Origin of the sequence: Flavobacterium sp. W21_SRS_FM6 (assembly GCF_052119645.1) — a bacterium.
Taxonomy (GTDB): domain Bacteria; phylum Pseudomonadota; class Gammaproteobacteria; order Enterobacterales; family Alteromonadaceae; genus Paraglaciecola.
On the sequence record NZ_JBGQOM010000003.1, the window covers coordinates 222,374 to 240,652 of the forward strand.

General features: G+C 44.0%; 14 protein-coding genes. All 14 read right to left on the reverse strand.

Annotation, left to right across the window (positions count from 1 at the left end; translation table 11 throughout):
- Nucleotides 1-54 precede the first annotated feature (54 nt).
- The 14 genes from tldD to ACEN2L_RS06990 all read right to left on the reverse strand — a co-directional run bounded on the left by tldD (nucleotide 55) and on the right by ACEN2L_RS06990 (nucleotide 18,252).
- Nucleotides 55-1,497: a metalloprotease TldD gene (gene tldD, locus ACEN2L_RS06925; protein ID WP_306020879.1), complete on the reverse strand. Its 1,443-nt coding sequence runs from the start codon at nucleotides 1,495-1,497 to the stop codon at nucleotides 55-57.
- Entirely contained in the window at nucleotides 1,490-2,317 is an 828-nt protein-coding gene (locus ACEN2L_RS06930; protein WP_441742784.1) for a carbon-nitrogen hydrolase family protein, read from the reverse strand. The genes tldD and ACEN2L_RS06930 overlap by 8 nt, the downstream gene beginning before the upstream one ends.
- Nucleotides 2,310-6,197 carry a YhdP family protein gene (locus ACEN2L_RS06935; protein ID WP_441742786.1) on the reverse strand — a complete coding sequence of 1,296 codons (3,888 nt, stop codon included), beginning with the start codon at nucleotides 6,195-6,197 and terminating at the stop codon, nucleotides 2,310-2,312. The genes ACEN2L_RS06930 and ACEN2L_RS06935 overlap by 8 nt, the downstream gene beginning before the upstream one ends.
- Before the next feature lie 18 nt (nucleotides 6,198-6,215).
- Nucleotides 6,216-7,679: a ribonuclease G gene (gene rng, locus ACEN2L_RS06940; protein ID WP_306020874.1), complete on the reverse strand. Its 1,464-nt coding sequence runs from the start codon at nucleotides 7,677-7,679 to the stop codon at nucleotides 6,216-6,218.
- On the reverse strand, nucleotides 7,676-8,239 hold the full coding sequence (locus ACEN2L_RS06945) for a Maf family protein (RefSeq protein WP_441742788.1): 564 nt from the start codon (nucleotides 8,237-8,239) through the stop codon (nucleotides 7,676-7,678). Before ACEN2L_RS06945 ends, rng begins: the two co-directional genes overlap by 4 nt.
- Nucleotides 8,240-8,246: 7 nt before the next feature.
- A complete protein-coding gene (gene mreD / locus ACEN2L_RS06950; RefSeq protein ID WP_306020872.1) occupies nucleotides 8,247-8,723 on the reverse strand; it encodes a rod shape-determining protein MreD in 477 nt (158 codons plus the stop codon).
- The gene (mreC, locus tag ACEN2L_RS06955) at nucleotides 8,723-9,583 is read right to left on the reverse strand and encodes a rod shape-determining protein MreC (protein ID WP_306020871.1); all 861 of its coding nucleotides are present in this window, start codon (nucleotides 9,581-9,583) and stop codon (nucleotides 8,723-8,725) included. Before mreC ends, mreD begins: the two co-directional genes overlap by 1 nt.
- A 60-nt stretch (nucleotides 9,584-9,643) precedes the next feature.
- Nucleotides 9,644-10,687 carry a rod shape-determining protein gene (locus ACEN2L_RS06960; RefSeq protein ID WP_068373934.1) on the reverse strand — a complete coding sequence of 348 codons (1,044 nt, stop codon included), beginning with the start codon at nucleotides 10,685-10,687 and terminating at the stop codon, nucleotides 9,644-9,646.
- Nucleotides 10,688-11,000: 313 nt separating this feature from the next.
- Nucleotides 11,001-15,212, reverse strand: a complete 4,212-nt coding sequence (locus ACEN2L_RS06965; RefSeq protein ID WP_441742791.1) for a DUF6701 domain-containing protein — start codon at nucleotides 15,210-15,212, stop codon at nucleotides 11,001-11,003.
- A 17-nt stretch (nucleotides 15,213-15,229) separates the two neighbouring features.
- Nucleotides 15,230-15,667, reverse strand: a complete 438-nt coding sequence (locus ACEN2L_RS06970) for a hypothetical protein (RefSeq protein ID WP_441742792.1) — start codon at nucleotides 15,665-15,667, stop codon at nucleotides 15,230-15,232.
- Nucleotides 15,657-16,538, reverse strand: coding sequence for a PulJ/GspJ family protein (locus ACEN2L_RS06975; RefSeq protein WP_441742793.1), 882 nt, complete (start codon nucleotides 16,536-16,538; stop codon nucleotides 15,657-15,659). The genes ACEN2L_RS06970 and ACEN2L_RS06975 overlap by 11 nt, the downstream gene beginning before the upstream one ends.
- Nucleotides 16,538-17,119, reverse strand: a complete 582-nt coding sequence (locus tag ACEN2L_RS06980) for a type IV pilus modification PilV family protein (protein WP_441742795.1) — start codon at nucleotides 17,117-17,119, stop codon at nucleotides 16,538-16,540. Before ACEN2L_RS06980 ends, ACEN2L_RS06975 begins: the two co-directional genes overlap by 1 nt.
- A complete protein-coding gene (locus tag ACEN2L_RS06985; RefSeq protein WP_441742797.1) occupies nucleotides 17,109-17,651 on the reverse strand; it encodes a type II secretion system protein in 543 nt (180 codons plus the stop codon). The genes ACEN2L_RS06980 and ACEN2L_RS06985 overlap by 11 nt, the downstream gene beginning before the upstream one ends.
- An 82-nt stretch (nucleotides 17,652-17,733) precedes the next feature.
- Nucleotides 17,734-18,252 carry a prepilin-type N-terminal cleavage/methylation domain-containing protein gene (locus ACEN2L_RS06990; protein ID WP_441742799.1) on the reverse strand — a complete coding sequence of 173 codons (519 nt, stop codon included), beginning with the start codon at nucleotides 18,250-18,252 and terminating at the stop codon, nucleotides 17,734-17,736.
- Between the last annotated feature and the right edge of the window lie 27 nt (nucleotides 18,253-18,279).

The window sequence follows — 18,279 nt, forward strand, 5'->3', positions numbered from 1 at the left end:
AGCAACGTAGATTGATAGCCGCAATAATACGGATAATGTAAAGCCGCTTTAACTTTATGCAGTACCGCCAACAGTCAATTCATCAACCTTGAGGGTAGGCTGCCCCACACCTACAGGTACTGATTGACCATCTTTACCACACACGCCTACACCTTTATCTAATGACAAATCGTTACCTATCATTGAGACCTTTTGCATGGCTTCTGGGCCATTGCCAATTAAGGTTGCGCCTTTAATAGGTTTAGTAATTTTTCCCTTCTCGATTAAATACGCTTCTGAAGTAGAGAAGACAAATTTACCTGAGGTGATATCGACTTGCCCACCCCCAAAATTAGGTGCGTATATGCCTTTATCGATAGAGGCGATGATTTCTTCTGGCGAGTACTGACCTGCTAACATGTAGGTATTGGTCATCCGCGGCATGGGCAACTGCGCATAAGACTCACGGCGACCATTACCAGTGGGTTTCACCCCCATCAAACGGGCATTAAGTTTGTCTTGCATGTAACCTTTAAGAATACCGTCTTCAATCAATACGTTGTACTGACTTGGCGTTCCCTCGTCATCTACACTCAATGAACCACGACGATTAGCCAGAGTGCCATCATCAACAATAGTACAACCTCGCGCAGCCACTTGCTGGCCAATACGGCCACTAAAGGTAGAGGCGCCTTTACGATTAAAGTCACCTTCTAAACCATGGCCGACTGCTTCATGCAGTAAAACACCTGGCCAGCCGCTACCCAGCACAACTGGCATTTGTCCAGCCGGTGCGGCTATAGCTTGCATATTCACTCTTGCCATATGAATCGCTTCATCGGCTAATTGTTCGTAGCGTTTACGGCCATCTTCTTGCTGTACAAAATAATCGTATGCGTAACGTCCACCCATGCCAGAACTGCCTTTTTCACGGCGGCCGTCTTTTTCCATTAACACTGAACAATTCAAACGAATCAACGGGCGAATATCGGTACAAAAAGTACCGTCAGTAGCAGCAATCAGGATTTCTTCATATACACCACTGATGCTCACGCTAACTTGGGTTAGGCCGGGTTCTTCTCTACGCAGGTACTCATCAACTGCGCGTAACAGAGCGATTTTTTCTTGTTCTTGCATACCCAATAATGGGTTTTGTTGGTAATAGCGGGGATCGATTTTAGTTTCTTTGATGGGTGCAACTTTATGTTTACCACCGGCGCCCGTGATAGTACGCGCTGCTGTCGCTGCTTTTATCAAGGCTTCAGGCGAAATATCGTCAGAATAGGCAAAGCCGGTCTTTTCACCACTCACGGCACGTACACCAACGCCCCGTTCGATGTTATAACTCCCCTCTTTGATAATGCCGTCTTCCAATGCCCAAGTTTCATGCTGGCTTGACTGAAAATACAGATCAGCAAAATCGTTGTCATGTTGATAAATAATATCCAGAGCTGAAGACAATGATGAACGATTGAGATTTGAGGCGTCGAGTAAGTTTGCTTCTACCAAGTTAGACAAGGTAACTCCTGAATTTGTTATGTTGAGCAATAGGCATATTGCGACGAATTGTCGTTAGCGCCTGAGTATCGATAATGGTGCTAATTGTACCTGTTTCTGTGGCTAATTGCGCCAAGGTCTCACCCCAAGGTGAAATTATACTGGAGTGGCCATAGGTTTGCCGTTGGTTAGCGTGTTCACCCGTTTGATTAGCTGCGATTAAATAACACTGGTTTTCAATCGCTCTGGCAGTTATCAATGCGTGCCAATGTGCCTGACCAGTTAACTGCGTAAAGGCAGCAGGTAAGGCCAACATATCAAGCTGTGCTAATTGACTCATAGCCTGAAACAGTCCGGCAAAACGGATATCGTAACAAATAGCCAAACCCAATTTACCAAAGGGGGTATCCACTACCACTACATTTTGTCCAGCCTCAGTAGTGCGAGATTCTAAATAACTACCGGTATTATCTGCTACTTGCACATCAAACAAATGGATCTTTTGGTATTCGGCCTGCACATGCCCCAAGTCATCAATCAGCAAACTTGACGCGGTATACTTATCTGATGTCGCACATTTAAGAGGAAAACTGCCTGCCACCAGCCAAATGCCATACTTTTTTGCCAAAGCACATAACTGGCTTTGCACAGGTCCATCATGCGGTGTTTCAGCGATGCCTAAGATGGCTTTATCGCCAGCCCCAAAACACGCAAAACATTCTGGCAATACCACTAAAGTCGGTTCATTTACTTCAAGTTGCTGTAATTGTTGTTCGACAAATCTTAAATTGTCGGCCACCACAGGGCTTGAGGTCATTTGTACGGCAACAAGTTTAGCCACTGATTAACTCCTCTGGCACTATTTGCAAACTAACCGGCTGGCTATCAATATTGCTGCCTTGAATACTGGGGTTTGATTCACCGCTAGTTGGCGCAGTGCGCGCGGGCAAAGTAATTTCTTTACTGTCGCGGCCTAATTCTTCAATCACCGGCTCATCAAAGGTACCCGTTAACGAAAATTTTATGTTTGAAATCACCTTTGCAGAGGTTAACACTTGATCCAGTGCTAATGCTGCTAAGGCCGTTGCCGGGTTGACCATCCACGCCACAATGACAGGTAAACTTGACGTTACTTTGGGCACAAATGAAATATGATAATTTAATTCTTGGCTATTTAAATCGGTGTAGCCCAACATAGTGATTTCTCCCGCACCACCGTCAACCAGAGTATCGCGAGTATCCACCAGGCCATTTTGAATTTGAAATGAGCCGGTCATTTTGTCGTAGAAAAAGCCCTTCGCAAACACGTCTCTAAAGTCGAGCTTTAGTTTGCGCACCAAAGAGTCCAAGCTCAGAATGCTAAAAATACGCGAGCCTTTATCCGTAATTTCAGTTAAATAGCCATCACTTAAACGCCAATCCATATTGCCACTTAAGGTCGCAAAATTAAATTCATAGGGCGCTTGCTGCCAACTTAAATCAAATTTAGCTGATGCATTTGAATCTTTGATGCCCGAATTAAATTGAAAACCTTTTAACAAGGCACCAAAATCGCTGCTACTTAACTCACCTTTTAAGCGTGTACTGCTTTGCCCTTGATTGATAAACCAATCACCTTCGGCATACAACACACCATTGCTATTATTCAACCTTAGGCTATCAATATGCATACCATTTGCACTGCGCTGTAACACAAAATCTATCTTGCCCAAATCGTTGTTTAATATACTGCATCGCTGACAAGAGAAATTGATGGGCGGGAAGCGATTTGGGTCAAGCTCTGGCTTAACCTGAGGCTCGTCAGTTTCACTCGTGCTTTGCCAGCTTGCAACATCGATAAAGTCAGCATTGATATTCACGCCTTGGCCTAACCAATCTTTGTATAAAGCCACTTCCATGCGTGTTTCTTTGGCATTGATATCAAGTAACCAACTGTCATTGGTGTTTTTGGCTACGACTTCTAAATTTGTTACTTTTTGTCCCGCCAACAAGGCCGTGTTTGCACTGACAAAAACACGTTTAGGAGCGTCTAAAACCGGTGAAGAATCGCCTAACTGTTCGGTTTGAGACAGTAAGTCGCTGATGGTTTGATACCAAGCATCGGCATCCAGTTGTTCAACTTTTGCTGAAATACTAAAACCTAAGCCCATGCCGACTAAATCCGACTCCCCAATAGCCAAGTGCGCACGTGAAAACTGCATACTCTCATGGGGTAAATTGCCGCTAAAACTGACCTTATCACCTAAGTTTAGTTTGACTGTAGTGGCTTGTTTATTCCCTTTCGCTTCCAGTATAAGAGAGCGAGATTGACTGGCTTTTTTATCAAAAGGGGCAGGAAAAGACGAGCTCAGATCAACTAAATCAGATTTTATGACAGCACTATATTCATAGCCCTCTTCCGGCAAGCTCAGGGCAACATCAGCTTGCCATTGACTATGACCTTTAAGGTAAGTGGCAATGGCTGGAAATGTCTCATCAAATAAGGCTTGTGCCTGCCAATTTCCACGTAGTTTAATATCGGCCTGATACTGCTCATCTCGCTGTTGACCGGTAAAAGACGCCTTGACTGCTTGCCCCAACAATGTAGCGTTTAAATCCGTAAATGTGACCTTGTCATTAATAAAACTCACCTGGCCCTGTGCGTGCTCTAATTCCATACCTAAACTGGTAATAATAACGTTGCTATCAGCGAGTTTAACCTTGCCACTGGCCACCACATTTGGCTCAGCTAAAGGAATAACCAGCTTCAGTGTCGCCTCTAACTGATTATCTATCTGCACTTGTTGCAGCGCTTGCCCTAAACTATTCGCCAAGCTACTTTGCGCCATTAAATCGCGAACATGTTGACCGCTGGCTAAGCCTTTGGCATCAATAGTTAACACCGCACCTTTGGATAAACTGGGTATTGCGGCATACAAGTTGGCTAACTTCACATCCAGTAATTTGCCATGTACAGCAGATTCCTTGCGGCCTGTCATCCACAGCCCTTCATTCTCAAATAACAGATTAATATCTAATTCGCTTAAAGCTGGCCACTCACTGGCAAAACGCAAATTACCGTCTTCAATATCCACGCTAGTCTGAAAAATACCTTGCTGCTGTTTAAACGGAAATTGATCCAATTGACCAAACCACAGCACTTGTGCGCCTTTTACTGTGCCTGTTCTCAGGGCATCAGTTAAATACGCTTGCGTATCTGCACCCATCAATTCTGCGGGGTAATAATGCTGAAGGTCTGCCACGTCCATTTTGGCCACATTGGCACTAACGCTTAAAAACTGGTTTTTACTGTTAAAGTAAAACTGCGGACTGAGATTGATTTCTTTGCTCTGCAGCTTAATATCTTCACTGCTAAGAACAATGCCATCATTGCTAGCATCTAAAAACAGGGTGGCCGTTAACGTCGAAAAATCAATATTCTGCGGTAAAAGTTGGTCTACAGCCAAAGTGCTGTCGTCACTTTGCAAACGTATTTTGCCCTTATTATTTGACCATGTAATATTCGCTTTAGCCCCAGTCAAACCAGGCACCGCAGTGAGTTGCTGCCAAGAAATTGTGCTTAAATCGGCCTGTAAATTGAGCCCGTCCCGTAAACTCAAGCCTAACTGCAGGTTGTCGAGTTGGGCCTTAGGCTGCAATTTTTTAATCAAGTCACTGGTTGCTGAATCTAATAACAGCGGAGTGAGCGCCACATAAGGGCTTAAATCAATTGGCTCTGCGTTAGCAATCGTGACATTGCCATGCTCATCTACCTTACTCAGCCAATTGGTGTTTGTCAGTTGATCATTAATTTGCAGCATAAAGTGGTCTAAATTCATGACCCAATCACTGCCGTCGGGCGCGGCGTTTATTTGTCCGCCCAGCACCGCAGCTTGAATCGTTTCGTCATCCACCGCCCAACTAAAACGACTATTCGACAAATCTAACTGGATAGAGGTGAGCGCTTTTTGCCCAATGCTGGCCCACATAACAAAGCTGCCACGACTTTCAGTTAATTGATATGGGGTGAGTAACCATTGATTAATCCAAGGTGATAAATCTAACTCTTCACCTTTAGCAAAAAAGGTTCCAGACAAGTCTTCGTCTTTGCCGTGCAAATCAAGAATAAATGAAGCTGAGTTCCGGGCAATTTCTTCTACTTGCATTTGCCCCTTACCTTGGTGCCGCCCTTCTTTGTTGATCCACGACACTTGGTCAATCAACACGGTTTGGCTGTCATTTGGGGTAATGAGAACAAAACTACTATCACTAATAGAGAACGACTGCAGTTGTTGCAAAAATAGTTTTTCGAGTGCCGCAACAATGGGATAGTCACTGTTTTCTTGTCGTAACGAGCCTAAATTAAGGGTGATCCGCATGCCTTGTAAATCAAACTTATTAGACTGAAATTGCCGTTGTAGTATTGAATCCCAAAAGTCTAATTCAATCACCGTTTCGGCTATATCCAACTGCACCGGAGATTCTGGGTCTTGCACTAATATCACGTCTTTCAACACAATAGCTGGGCCCGTACCTTGCCATTTAGCGGTGATAGTGCCAATGCTAAGTTCTGTTTCAAACTGTTTGCTTAGATAGTCCTCAAGAACGTGTTTTTGTTCATCGAGGTAAGGCAACGAAAAGCGTAATAAACTGAGCGCTACGGCGACCACGACTAAGCTCAGAGCAAATAAAGCCCAGATTTTTCTGACTATGTAGGCGACATAAAATGAAGGCTTGCGCATGTTGCTCTATGAGTTTCCTTACATCATCACAACGTCAAATTGATCTTGGTTATATAACAATTCAGTATGTACCTTAATTTGTTTGGTCACAAAAACTTCTAATTCGGCCAACATGTGTGATTCTTCACCTAGCAAGGCTTCTGCTACTGCAGGTGAGGCGTACACCACAAATTTGTCAGCGTCGTAGGCGCGATTCACTCTAACGATTTCTCGCATAATTTCAAAACAAACTGTTTCGACTGTTTTGATTGAGCCGCGCCCCTTACAGACAGGACACTCGCCACACAAGATATGTTCTAAACTTTCGCGTGTTCTTTTGCGGGTCATCTCAATTAAGCCCAGCGCAGTAAAGCCATGGATATTAATTTTAGCCCGATCTTTTGCGGTAGCTGCCTCTAAACTATGCATCACGCGACGTTGATGATCTTGGTCTGTCATATCAATGAAGTCGATTAAGATCATGCCGCCTAAATTCCGTAAGCGTAGTTGTCGAGCAATGGCTAAGGTGGCTTCAATATTGGTGTTAAAGATGGTTTCTTCGAGATTACGATGACCAACAAAAGCACCAGTATTGATATCGATGGTCGTCATGGCTTCAGTTTGATCAATAATCAAATAGCCACCGGATTTTAAATCGACTCGACGTTCTAAGGAGCGCTGACATTCGTTTTCTACATCGTACAGATCAAAAATAGGGCGATCACCCGGATAGTATTCAAGTAAACGATTCAGCTCTGGCACGTATTCTTTAGTGAATTGTTGCAACTCTTGCAAAGACAATTTCGAGTCAATACGAATACGGTCAAGGGTTGTGCCCACAAAATCACGCAGAACACGACGAGCTAAGGGCAAATCTTCATACAAAATGTGCGATTTGTTTTTCATTCTTGAACGGATTTTTTCCCACAAACGGCGCAAAAAATCGGCATCTTGCACTAACTCTTGCTCTTTTACGCCTTCGGCAGCGGTGCGTAAGATAAAACCACCATTTTCGCTGCAAAAACACTGTACTAAGGATTTTAAACGTTCACGCTCATTTTCGTCTTCAATACGTTGTGATACTCCAACATGAGTGACACTTGGCATAAACACCAAATAACGGGAAGGAATGGTAATATCGGTGGTTAAGCGCGCACCTTTGGTGCCAATTTGGTCTTTGACCACTTGCACCACAATGTTTTGTCCGTCTCTGACTAACTCACGGATATCGCGTTTAATGATGTGGCTGGTAGACACCTCTTCTTCTACTTCACTGTGTATCGCAATGTCCGAAGCGTGTAAAAAGGCGGCTTTATCTAGGCCAATGTCCACAAAAGCGGCCTGCATGCCAGGTAACACACGGCTTACTTTTCCGCGATAGATGTTGCCCACCAGACCACGTTTGGTGTGCCTTTCAATATGAATTTCTTGTAAAATACCATTTTCAATTAGAGCAACACGAGACTCAGATGGCGTCACATTAATCAGTAGTTCTGCACTCATGGCTTATACCCTATTTTATTTAATAGTTGGCGGGTTTCAAACAATGGTAAACCTACCACTGCGCTATAACTGCCTGTGATACTTTGTACAAACTGGCCACCTATGCCTTGTATTGCATAACTACCCGCTTTATCCACAGGCTCACCCGAATGCCAATAGTCGCTAATTTGTTGCGCTGATAAGGGCCCAAATTTAACTTCGGTAGACACCACACAATGAACTTGCCCAGTATCCGTAGTAATAGCAAGTCCGGTGTACACATAATGGGTATTATCAGACAGTAAACTTAACATACGCTGAGCGTCGGCTTGGTCTTGCGGCTTACCCAGAACCTCTTGACCAATTGCCACGATAGTATCAGCACCAAGCACCGGCATGTCTTGCGCTGAATTCTGCCAGCCTAGGGCTGATTTAGCACAAGCCAGACGCATGACGTAATCTTGGGGTGGTTCATGAGTAAACCGTGTTTCGTCTAAGTTTATGGGCAAGGTGTGAAACGCGATACCCATTTGTTGTAACAATTCAGCTCGACGGGGAGACTGTGAGGCTAGTAATAACATAGGCAAATCAACTTAAGCGTAACTGGCGGCGCAATTTACGCAATAACCAAAATAGCCAAGGCCAGATCACCATCGAGCTCACTACAGGCCACATGTAGGTAATGAGAAAATAAACATCGGTGAGCATATGCTGCAACCAAAATACGATCAGGTTGTAAAAAGCAGATGTCACCCCGATAACAATAGCTTGTTGCCAGACCGAATAATTGCGCAAACGTTGATAGTTGGCTGCCAATACATAGATACTGACACACATCGCTAAACTGTGAACACCAAGGCTAGAGCCCAATAAAATATCAAGAATAAGACCGTTGATAAACGCAATACCGATGTTAACGCGATGGGGCAGGGCAAGGGTCCAATAACTCAATACCAGCAATACCCATTCAGGACGATACAGGTCAACGGATGCAGGCATGGGCATAATTTGTAATACCAATGCACACAGCAGACTAAGGGCAATGGCATATGCTCTAAATTGCATTAGGGGGCTTCCTCCTCAGCGCTTATTTGGCTATTTTCGTCGTCTTCAGACCATAAAAGCAGCAAATATTTTAAACGGTCAAGTTGGGCTACTGGTTTGGCTCGTACAACCGCAAAAGGTCGGGTTTCATCACGTACAATCGAGGTAATTTCTGCTACGGGATACCCTTCAGGAAACACTCTACCTAGACCGGAAGAAAGTAGTAAATCCCCTTCTTTGAGGTCGGCACTGTGCGATACATGCTGAATGTGCAACTCATCTAAACTACCAGAGCCTGATACGACCAAACGCAAATTATTGCGTGCTACTCGCACTGGAATAGCATGGGTGATATCTGCGATCAGCAATACTCGGCTATTGGTTGAACTAACTTGCATGATTTGACCAACAATGCCGTTTTCATCCAGTACCGCTTGGCCTTCGTAGACGCCATTTAACGCGCCTTTATTAATCAAGATCTGATGACTATAGGGATTGTTATCTACCGCCATCAGTTCAGCTACTTCTTTACGGGTGTGTTGCTTAGCAGGAGAATTTAACAAGCGCCGTAAACGGCTATTTTCTTCTTTTAAAAATGTCATGCGCTGCAACTCTTGGCTCATTAAGGTTGCTTGCAAGGTCAATTGGGCATTTTCATCAAGGAGTTGTTCATGAGAAGACAAGCGGGTTAGGCTGGCATCAATGAGTTCACCGGGCAAATTGGCTAGATACTGCAAGGGACTAACCAAAGAATTGAGGTAGACACGGGTGGTCCCAAACCCGTTAAATTTATGATCAAAAATGATAAGCGAAACAGATAAAATCAAGCCAAAGGCAAGCTTGTTTTGTAACGAGGGACCTGAAGAAAAAATCGGATTCATAAAGTAATGCCAGTTAGGTGACTTGAACTCTTTGGCTATCAAGCCACCTTGATTAAGAAGTTATTCGTAGCTAAATAAATCGCCTCCGTGTAAATCAATCATTTCGAAAGCTTTACCGCCGCCTCGTGCTACACAGGTAAGCGGATCATCTGCTATGACAACAGGAATACCCGTTTCTTCCATTAATAAACGATCTAAGTCTTTCAGTAAGGCACCACCACCGGTGAGTACCATGCCGCGCTCAGAAATATCAGAGGCTAATTCAGGCGGCGATTGCTCTAATGCCACCATAACCGCTGAAACAATACCCGTTAAAGGCTCTTGCAAGGCTTCAAGAATTTCATTGCTGTTTAAGGTAAAACTACGGGGTACACCTTCCGCTAAATTACGTCCGCGTACTTCAATTTCTTTGACTTCTTCAGCAGGATAAGCTGCGCCGATTTCGTGTTTAATGCGCTCGGCCGTTGCTTCACCGATAAGTGAACCAAAGTTACGGCGAATATAAGAAATAATGGCTTCATCAAATTTATCACCACCAATACGCACTGATGACGAATACACAATACCGTTCAACGAGATAATAGCGACTTCAGTGGTACCGCCACCTATATCAACTACCATGGAACCTGTTGCCTCTGATACAGGTAAACCTGCACCGATTGCAGCGGCCATTGGCTCATCAATCAAAAATACTTCGCGCGCACCGGCACCCAATGCTGATTCACGAATCGCTCTGCGCTCTACTTGGGTAGAGCCACAAGGCACACATACCAAAACACGAGGACTTGGACGTAAGAAATTATTATCGTGAACTTGTTTGATAAAGTGCTGTAACATCTTTTCAGTCACATAAAAGTCGGCAATTACCCCATCTTTCATCGGACGAATTGCTTTTATGTTACCTGGCGTTCGACCCAACATACGTTTGGCCTCAGTCCCCACAGCAGCAACACTTTTCGGTCCCCCTGCTCTTTCTTGACGAATTGCCACAACCGAAGGCTCATTTAAGACGATACCTTTGTCTTTGATATAAATAAGCGTATTGGCTGTGCCGAGGTCGATTGATAAATCGTTGGAAAACATTCCTCGAAGCTTTTTGAACATGGAAGAAACCGCATCCTAGTTGGTGAGAGAGATAATCAGCAACTTTACCAATAGCCCCCTGAATGGGCAAGCAAACAGGTAAAACAAAAACATAAAAAGCGGGGTTTGAGCAAATAAATTAACTAGTTTCTAGAAATTCAGCCCAATCCGCAGCAAGACTGGTGAAATAATAAGCTATTGTGTTTATTACATGATAATGACGACGGGCCGACTGAGCAGCTCATTAAGGTCACGCTATATTAAATTTGTTCTGGCCATACGAGTATCGCCGGAGCCTTTTAACTTAATAACATTCACAAAGCTGATACCAATGTCAGTTGAATATCTCACGCCATTGGATAACCCGGTCATTCCCCCTAAATTGCCCAAAGGTAATCACGGCATTGGGATAATCTACCCCTTCTGAACCCAGACAAGTACTGGCTTCGTTGCAAATATAACCGTCGGCATTCCAATCATAGTTAAGATAACTCGGCCACGCCAAAGGAGTAAGCACTGGATTAAGCCTCAATAGCACCTCACCGACTTGGCCCGGGGCACTGAGAGTAAAATCGTTATTATTCATTGGTACACCCGACAACAATGAGCCTGAGCTACTTACGGAGTCAATTAAGCCGGTCAGATCATTTGCGCTGGCATTACCGCGTTTACTTAACAATAATTGCCCATTGGCTTCACTAAAATTAATGAGGCTATCACTGTCTAAGGTGTTCGTCAGCCACTGTCCACCTTGATAATACTGCGCAGAGAACGGCACCGTTAAAGAATCGGCAGCCGGCCCATGCGTCCCATTCATATTAAATCGACCAAAACGTAAATCAGCGCCACTCACATCGCTATACGTAAAATCGTTGCAGGTGTTATCCGCATAATTATCACGAAAACATACCCCGTTAATATCGGTAAAAAATGGCACAGTTAATACGATATCTAGTAGTGCACCAAAGGGATCTACGGGGCTATGCATAACCCCATTTTCATCTACTTTATTGTAGGTAATAGTGGTACCGGATACTTCAACGAACACCGACCCATCGTAATTATTATCTCCAACGATTAAAGGTGTAGGGCTATTGTTAACGGTCCAGTCACCGCCATAAACGCTCTTATCAATGTAAGTCAAATCAAGTGCTGAAGGACGCAGTAACCACGCTGAAGAGTCATTATTGAGAGTGGTGTCATCCAATGCATTTTTAGCGGCAATTTTGACAATTGGATTTTGTGAAAATGAGATAGCTTGGCCTACATACGTAAAATGCGTTTGCACATTAAGCAAGCTAGGCGAGCTAGACAGCGCTTCGACTGCATAATACGCCGGTATAAAGGGGTCTAAAGTCACCTCGCTGCGAGCACGGATAGGGTTACCGAGATAGCTGACATCCATGACATTTAAGCTTATTTGGCCTGTTTCTGTGTAGTAGGCCCCATTAAAAGCATACACGCCTTGATTAAATTCGAGCGAATCAAGTGCGCTAAAGCCCTGCGCATCAAGGCTGCTGTTAATCACAGCACTGGCGCTTCCACCGTATTTGAATTGGCCATCGACTGTGCCTACAGCCAGCGGTGCAAGCCGCTGGACTTTTAGTTTCAGTTGCTCAGGTTGGTAATTGGGTAAAAGATTATCTAGTGCACCATAGGCACCAATGTGAAATTCAAAGGGCGCACCCGCAGTAAATACACCTGAGTCACCCGCACCGCTTAATATCAGAGTATTTGGTGAAACGTTAAGCTGTAAATAGGCTGGATACACATCAACAAATCCTGTGCCACGAATAATCTGCGCACCATTTAAGGTGGTTTGAGCACTGAGTTTTAAGCGGCCTGCATCTCCATACTGGAGACTACTCAACGAAGCTATACCATCAGAATTAAAGCTCAAATTTACGCTGCCTGTGCTTTCGCCATTCGCATTACTAATGGGAATAGCGGCCAATGGTGTTAAACAAGTATTAGGCGAGTCACAATCATAGCCAAAGGTAATCGCCCGACTGCCATTAAGTGCCGCTTTACACACACCATTGGTATTTTGCACCGCTCGCAGTTGAATATTGCTAAAGTTAGTTTCAGCTACCTGATCGGGTAAAATTTTATCGTTTGCAGTAGCACCAATAAACTCAAAACCAGCGTCAACAAACTCGATATCACAGGTTTCAACGCTCCCTTTAAAGCAGCGTAAGGGGGCGTCTATTGATGATCCCGTTTTGCTCAAAGTATAACTGCCCGCGGTCACAATGCTTAAATTTACTGCTGTAGAACCAACGAAGTCGACGGTATCTGTTCCGTTCCATGTGCCCGGCGACAAAGTTAGACTGGTCGATTGGTCGTAGAGTGCAGCATCGGTGCAATCGCTGTCTGTGCATGCTTTGATAGTGACAACTTCTGTTTCGCAAGTTAAGCCCTGACCATCATGTTCAATCCGAAAATGGTCAACAAAATCGCAGGGCGCCAAGCTGTTCATATCACCAACAATGTCACTGTCTGCCTGCACAGTTTTATAAATTCTGACATCATCAAATTGCCCGTTGGCAGAGTTTTGTGTGCTGACGATACTGGGCGTGTATTCAGGATAAACAAAGATATAATTACTTCGGTTATCGCCTATGTACAAGGTGTTTAGTGGGGGGAGTTGCCCACTTAAATTTGATAATATCCGTGTGGCAACACGATTGCCATTGAGATAAAGCTGCACTTTGCCTACTTGCATGTCCCACGTGGCGGCGACATGTACCCAGTCATCAGCGGCGTAGTTCAGGCCGGTAGCACTGACCACTAAATCATCATCATTGGTATCTTCAATGCCAAATTGTAAGATACCGCTGCTCAAACTCATGTAAAACCACTTGGCTGATACAACGTCATCGGCAGGCCAAGTTGAAGCGTCAAAGAGTTGCCGGGCGATTGCGTCGTTCCAAGGCGCATTACTGCGATACCAAAAGGAGATTGTTCCTCTGGAGCCAATATCATTTTTTACATTAATATTGGTGTTTAACGCGGTATTACTAATAACAGATGAACTGCTCGGCACATCTAACACTCTACAGGATTTTTGATCACCCATCGGAAACTGAGAACTAACGTCGCCCAAAGGTGAGCCATGATTAGCGTTCAACGATGAATCTTGTACGCTATTGCTGTTTTGCCAATCGCTCGCTTCAAATTTGTAAAATGCGATTAAGTTACTGCTAGACGCTTTTTCGCAAACCTTGGCAAAATCAAAATCGTTTAAAGTACTGCTTTGGTACCGTACCTGGACATACGGATTTAACTGTAAATTGTTACTCGACATTACCCCACTTACTACAGTGCTACTTCCAGCAATCATATTGCCATTAACGTAAATCAAACCAGACGCTTTTGCATAACTGTTCAGGGTAAAATTGTTATACAAATTTAAGCTCAGTGCTGCATTCTCGCGCAAACCATTAATTTCGGTCTTCGAGCCTAATACCGCACTATTTTTTATATATAAATAAACCTCTCCTGCTCCCTCGACATTTATTTGAAGGTCGCCTTGGTTGCTCGCTCCATCCATTGTAAGCTGCTCAACCCAATAGGTACCCGGTTTTAGATACAATTTCCCACGATTTTGAATTATCAGCTTCCTGATATAATACGTCGAAAAATCAGACGAAAATCGACCATAACCGCCATCAATATAAATATCACCAAAGAAATTAGTATCAGCAATCCCTTGCCCCAAGGTACCATTTGTTACGATATAGTTACGTGTACTGGAATTAGCAGGAAAGCTGGGCAAGGTTAAACTTGCAGCGGCAGAGCCTGTTGCGCTGCATTCAGCAGTGTCACAACTTGTCCCAATGGGACTATTCACATTAACGCGATAAAAAGGTAAAGCTGTGGAAGGTGGCGCAATAAATTTAGCCCCAACATCAATATACAACTGCCCTGACGACACATGACTTTGCGCCACAGAAGGAAAAACCGAATTACATTGCGGCAAGCTAGGCGTAGTCGATTGGGTTCTGATAGGCAAGCTAAAATACACTAAGCTGTCACTATAAGGGGCCGAGGTCCAAATCCAGCTGGCGCTGGATGATATACTGGGTCTGGTTCCCCACGGACTGACTCCATTAGTACCTTGAATACGCGAAGGGGCAGTATAATTACCCCAACCCGTTTTACTCACTTTCCAATTGCTAACATCGCTATTAACCGCAGATTGCCCATTACCAAAGACGTGTCCACTGCCACTGAGATTAAACTGCCCGATAAATCCAGCAATGTCGCCGTCATTTCTAGCGACAATATGCAGATAATAGTTTTTATTATTATCTAAGTTGTAATCGAAGGTATATGTCGTACGCCAGTCACTTCCAGACCCCAGATAAACCCCGCGCACACTATCATCAGTGCTAAAATAAACGTCAAATCGGTTGTCTGCCGTCAGATACCCTTTGATTGAGCTTGCAGCAGCAAATACTGACCAAAAGAGTGACAGCAACAAAAGCGATAAGGCGTTGTTTAAGTTTCGTTGAAATCTCTTTTGCCAAGCTGGATTCTGCATCTTAAGCCTTCCGCCTTTTACAGCATCGCATCGATGTAAAGTGTGCGACTAACCACTATCTTGCCCACGATACATTGTCCGGTGCTGGTAAATTGATAGTAGTTTTTTATAATTAAATCATCTTGTACCACTTTACTCACCACCGAGGTATTGTAGGCACAATTTTCAAGGCCTGGCACATCGCCAAAAGAATAAGATGCGGGGCTTACGCAATAAGCTGGCTGAGGATCTGATAAGGGAAATGTGACAGCCAATTGGCATTCAATGCCTGTTCTAGCGGCATTTAGCGCTCTTTGACCCAACACTTCATAGCTCACTGCTTCACTCGCTGTGGATAACAATTTTGTCATTGCCACGCCCAAAAAAGCCATAACCACAATAACAAACAAGGCCAAGACCAACATACTCCCGCGACTGCCCCTCTGACCATGTAAGTATCTTATGTTAAGGCGCATTGGGAATATGCACTTCAAGATTGTAATTAATCTGCTCTTTGTTCAATTCAAAAGCCAGTTTAATATTCACTAGACCATTGCGATCTGCCGTTGCGCCGGACATTGCAAAAGGTAGTTGAGTTGTCTGGCTTAGATCATTTTTGATTTTTTCAGCCATCACGTCCCCCCCTGTTAAATATAAGGTTTGCTCGGTTTTAATCGTATCTTCATGACGAGAGATAGTGTCATCATTCACACAAAAACTGACGCTCTTGCGACCAAAGTACATCCGAGATGCGGGCGACTGACCTTGAAAACTATCATCCACTGTTAACTCTACTACATTACTGCTGCTGCCTACGGTATTGCAGTTGCCGTCACCATCCGCTAGCCCGTCATTATCAGCGTCAATATTAGATGAGCAAGCTAAAATAGAACGGCGTTTTTCACTGGCGCTAGCGTAAATATCAGCATCAGTTGTGGGGTAAACAAAGGCGTAATCATTCGCTTGTAAATTAAACTGCGCGGTATTGCCCGCTATCTCCACCACTCTTGCACGCAAATCGGTATCCGGAAAAACGGGTATCCGTGTATAAAACGCCACCCATTCGGCTGGTACAAATTCTAAACACTGAACCTCTTGGCTGAGATCATGTTTTATTCTTAAACTGTTAGGGATCGATTTACGCAGTTCTCGATTTAAGCGCTCTATCACAAAGCGACTTTCGCTCAACAATTGATCACGCTCAGTTGTACCCGCATAGATTTCAAACCCTTTGCGTAAAAAAGCGGAAATACCAATCGATACTATCGCCAACACTACAATGACCGTGACTAATTCAATAAGTGTTAGACCGAATTGTTTATCACGAAAACGTGGAACTCTGGGCATCAGTAGTTGCTCCGGTAACTACTAAAGATAAGGGCTTGTTGACTGGGGCTTGTGATAGAAATTTGGATATACTTCGTATTACCCACATAATTGCTGTTACCTGAACTGATAGCATCATCAACGCCATCCATGTTGTCATCATAATAAACCACAACCTGAGCACGAAAGCCCTGATAAAGGGCATCACCGTCAAGGCTTACCTCTGTTCCGAAACTATTTTTGATATCAGCGCCCTCTTCGTCAAGGCCGTTGTAATCATCAACATCATTATAATGTGTCCGCGACTCACTGCCATCAGCACCTAAGCTGTTAGACGCTGTGCAGGGATTGGCGTTTTCATTGCAGCGGGCTTCGCCGCCTACTCTAGAAGATTGTTGATCAAATGATTTACTCGATATCTCATTCATCATCGATTGCGCTAGTTCAGTCGCTCTAACTTGCAATATAGGATCTGCACTTCGACTCGCTTGCGGCACAATCAAAGCAGCAAACAGACTTAAGGCTACAGCAAAAACCACAATGCCTATTATTAATTCGATTAAGCTAAATCCGCCATCAAGGCGTGAATGGCTAACAAGCATGCACGTATCCTTGGGCTTCTACGCACACTGACACCGTTTTCTCGCCTAGGACATCAATTTTACAACCCGCTGCACAGTTTGTTTCTGCAGTTAAAGGCCGTCCCAAGTTATCAAAACCAATAAAATCAAGTGGAACACTACCATCTGTGACGGCGCTAAAAGACACATTATTGGCCAACATTTCAGCGTCACTAGTGAATAGATTATCTGGATTGGTGGTGTCGATGATAGTACTGCAGGTATCACTACTGGCACCACCGGTGTAATTTAATGATGGCGGCCCAAAGGAAGAAGGCGAGGAATCAAAATTCACTTGAAAGCAATAACCAGGTCGGGTGTCATGCATTGCTCGGGTTTGCATGACTCGTAATACTGCAATAACTTTCGCTTGATAAACATACTCAGCAAAACCATTACCACCAATAAAACGACTGCCAACGAAAACCGACAGTACACCTATCAAAATAACGACAGTAATAAGTTCAACCAAACTAAAACCACGTTGTTGACCAGCCCTTGGTTTAGGTCCCATACACATCACGAGTTTGTCGTATTTAACAAAAAGGCCATTAAAATCACTTTAATGGCCTAAAAAATATCAAGATTGATGACGGTTAATTACATCCATCAGTCTTGGCGGTGATAGTGGGGGTTGCACCAGAAGCAGCATCGGTATACAAAATAAAGCAGCCTGCATCAGAGCTAGAATAGTCATAACTGGTGTCATCAAAACCGTAAAAAGTCAACGCTATCGAACCTGCAGCTGGACTTCCACTTCCTGCGCTGTCTATTCCTAAGGTTGAGCTTGGAGCAAATTCACCGTCTAGCTCTAACAGATTAAGAATATTACTACCAGATGTCGTTTGGTCTGCAGCCAAATAACCATTAACTAAATCGTAGTCACTTCCATTTACGGCAACAGTGCCAGCTGCTGCTGTTTCGCCAGCAATTAGGGCTTTACCATACACGATTGAATTTACTGATTTTAATGACGCTTCTACTGCGCTAATGGTCGCACCTTTGGCATCATTCTGAATATCAAGAAACTTAGGCGCAGCAGTGACGGCTAAGATGCCTAAAATCACAATGACGATAATAAGTTCGATTAATGTAAAACCTTTTTGCTGTTGCATGTTGCTGTCCTCAAAAGAAATTTTAAT

Bases quoted from the DNA above. Each gene is read 5' to 3' on its own strand.
- ACEN2L_RS06935 (WP_441742786.1), bottom strand. From the start codon at position 6,197: ATGCGCAAGCCTTCATTTTATGTCGCCTACATAGTCAGAAAAATCTGG.
- rng (WP_306020874.1), bottom strand. From the start codon at position 7,679: ATGAGTGCAGAACTACTGATTAATGTGACGCCATCTGAGTCTCGTGTT.
- ACEN2L_RS06945 (WP_441742788.1), bottom strand. From the start codon at position 8,239: ATGTTATTACTAGCCTCACAGTCTCCCCGTCGAGCTGAATTGTTACAA.
- mreD (WP_306020872.1), bottom strand. From the start codon at position 8,723: ATGCAATTTAGAGCATATGCCATTGCCCTTAGTCTGCTGTGTGCATTG.
- mreC (WP_306020871.1), bottom strand. From the start codon at position 9,583: ATGAATCCGATTTTTTCTTCAGGTCCCTCGTTACAAAACAAGCTTGCC.
- ACEN2L_RS06960 (WP_068373934.1), bottom strand. From the start codon at position 10,687: ATGTTCAAAAAGCTTCGAGGAATGTTTTCCAACGATTTATCAATCGAC.
- ACEN2L_RS06965 (WP_441742791.1), bottom strand. From the start codon at position 15,212: ATGCAGAATCCAGCTTGGCAAAAGAGATTTCAACGAAACTTAAACAAC.
- ACEN2L_RS06970 (WP_441742792.1), bottom strand. From the start codon at position 15,667: ATGCGCCTTAACATAAGATACTTACATGGTCAGAGGGGCAGTCGCGGG.
- ACEN2L_RS06975 (WP_441742793.1), bottom strand. From the start codon at position 16,538: ATGCCCAGAGTTCCACGTTTTCGTGATAAACAATTCGGTCTAACACTT.
- ACEN2L_RS06980 (WP_441742795.1), bottom strand. From the start codon at position 17,119: ATGCTTGTTAGCCATTCACGCCTTGATGGCGGATTTAGCTTAATCGAA.
- ACEN2L_RS06985 (WP_441742797.1), bottom strand. From the start codon at position 17,651: ATGGGACCTAAACCAAGGGCTGGTCAACAACGTGGTTTTAGTTTGGTT.
- ACEN2L_RS06990 (WP_441742799.1), bottom strand. From the start codon at position 18,252: ATGCAACAGCAAAAAGGTTTTACATTAATCGAACTTATTATCGTCATT.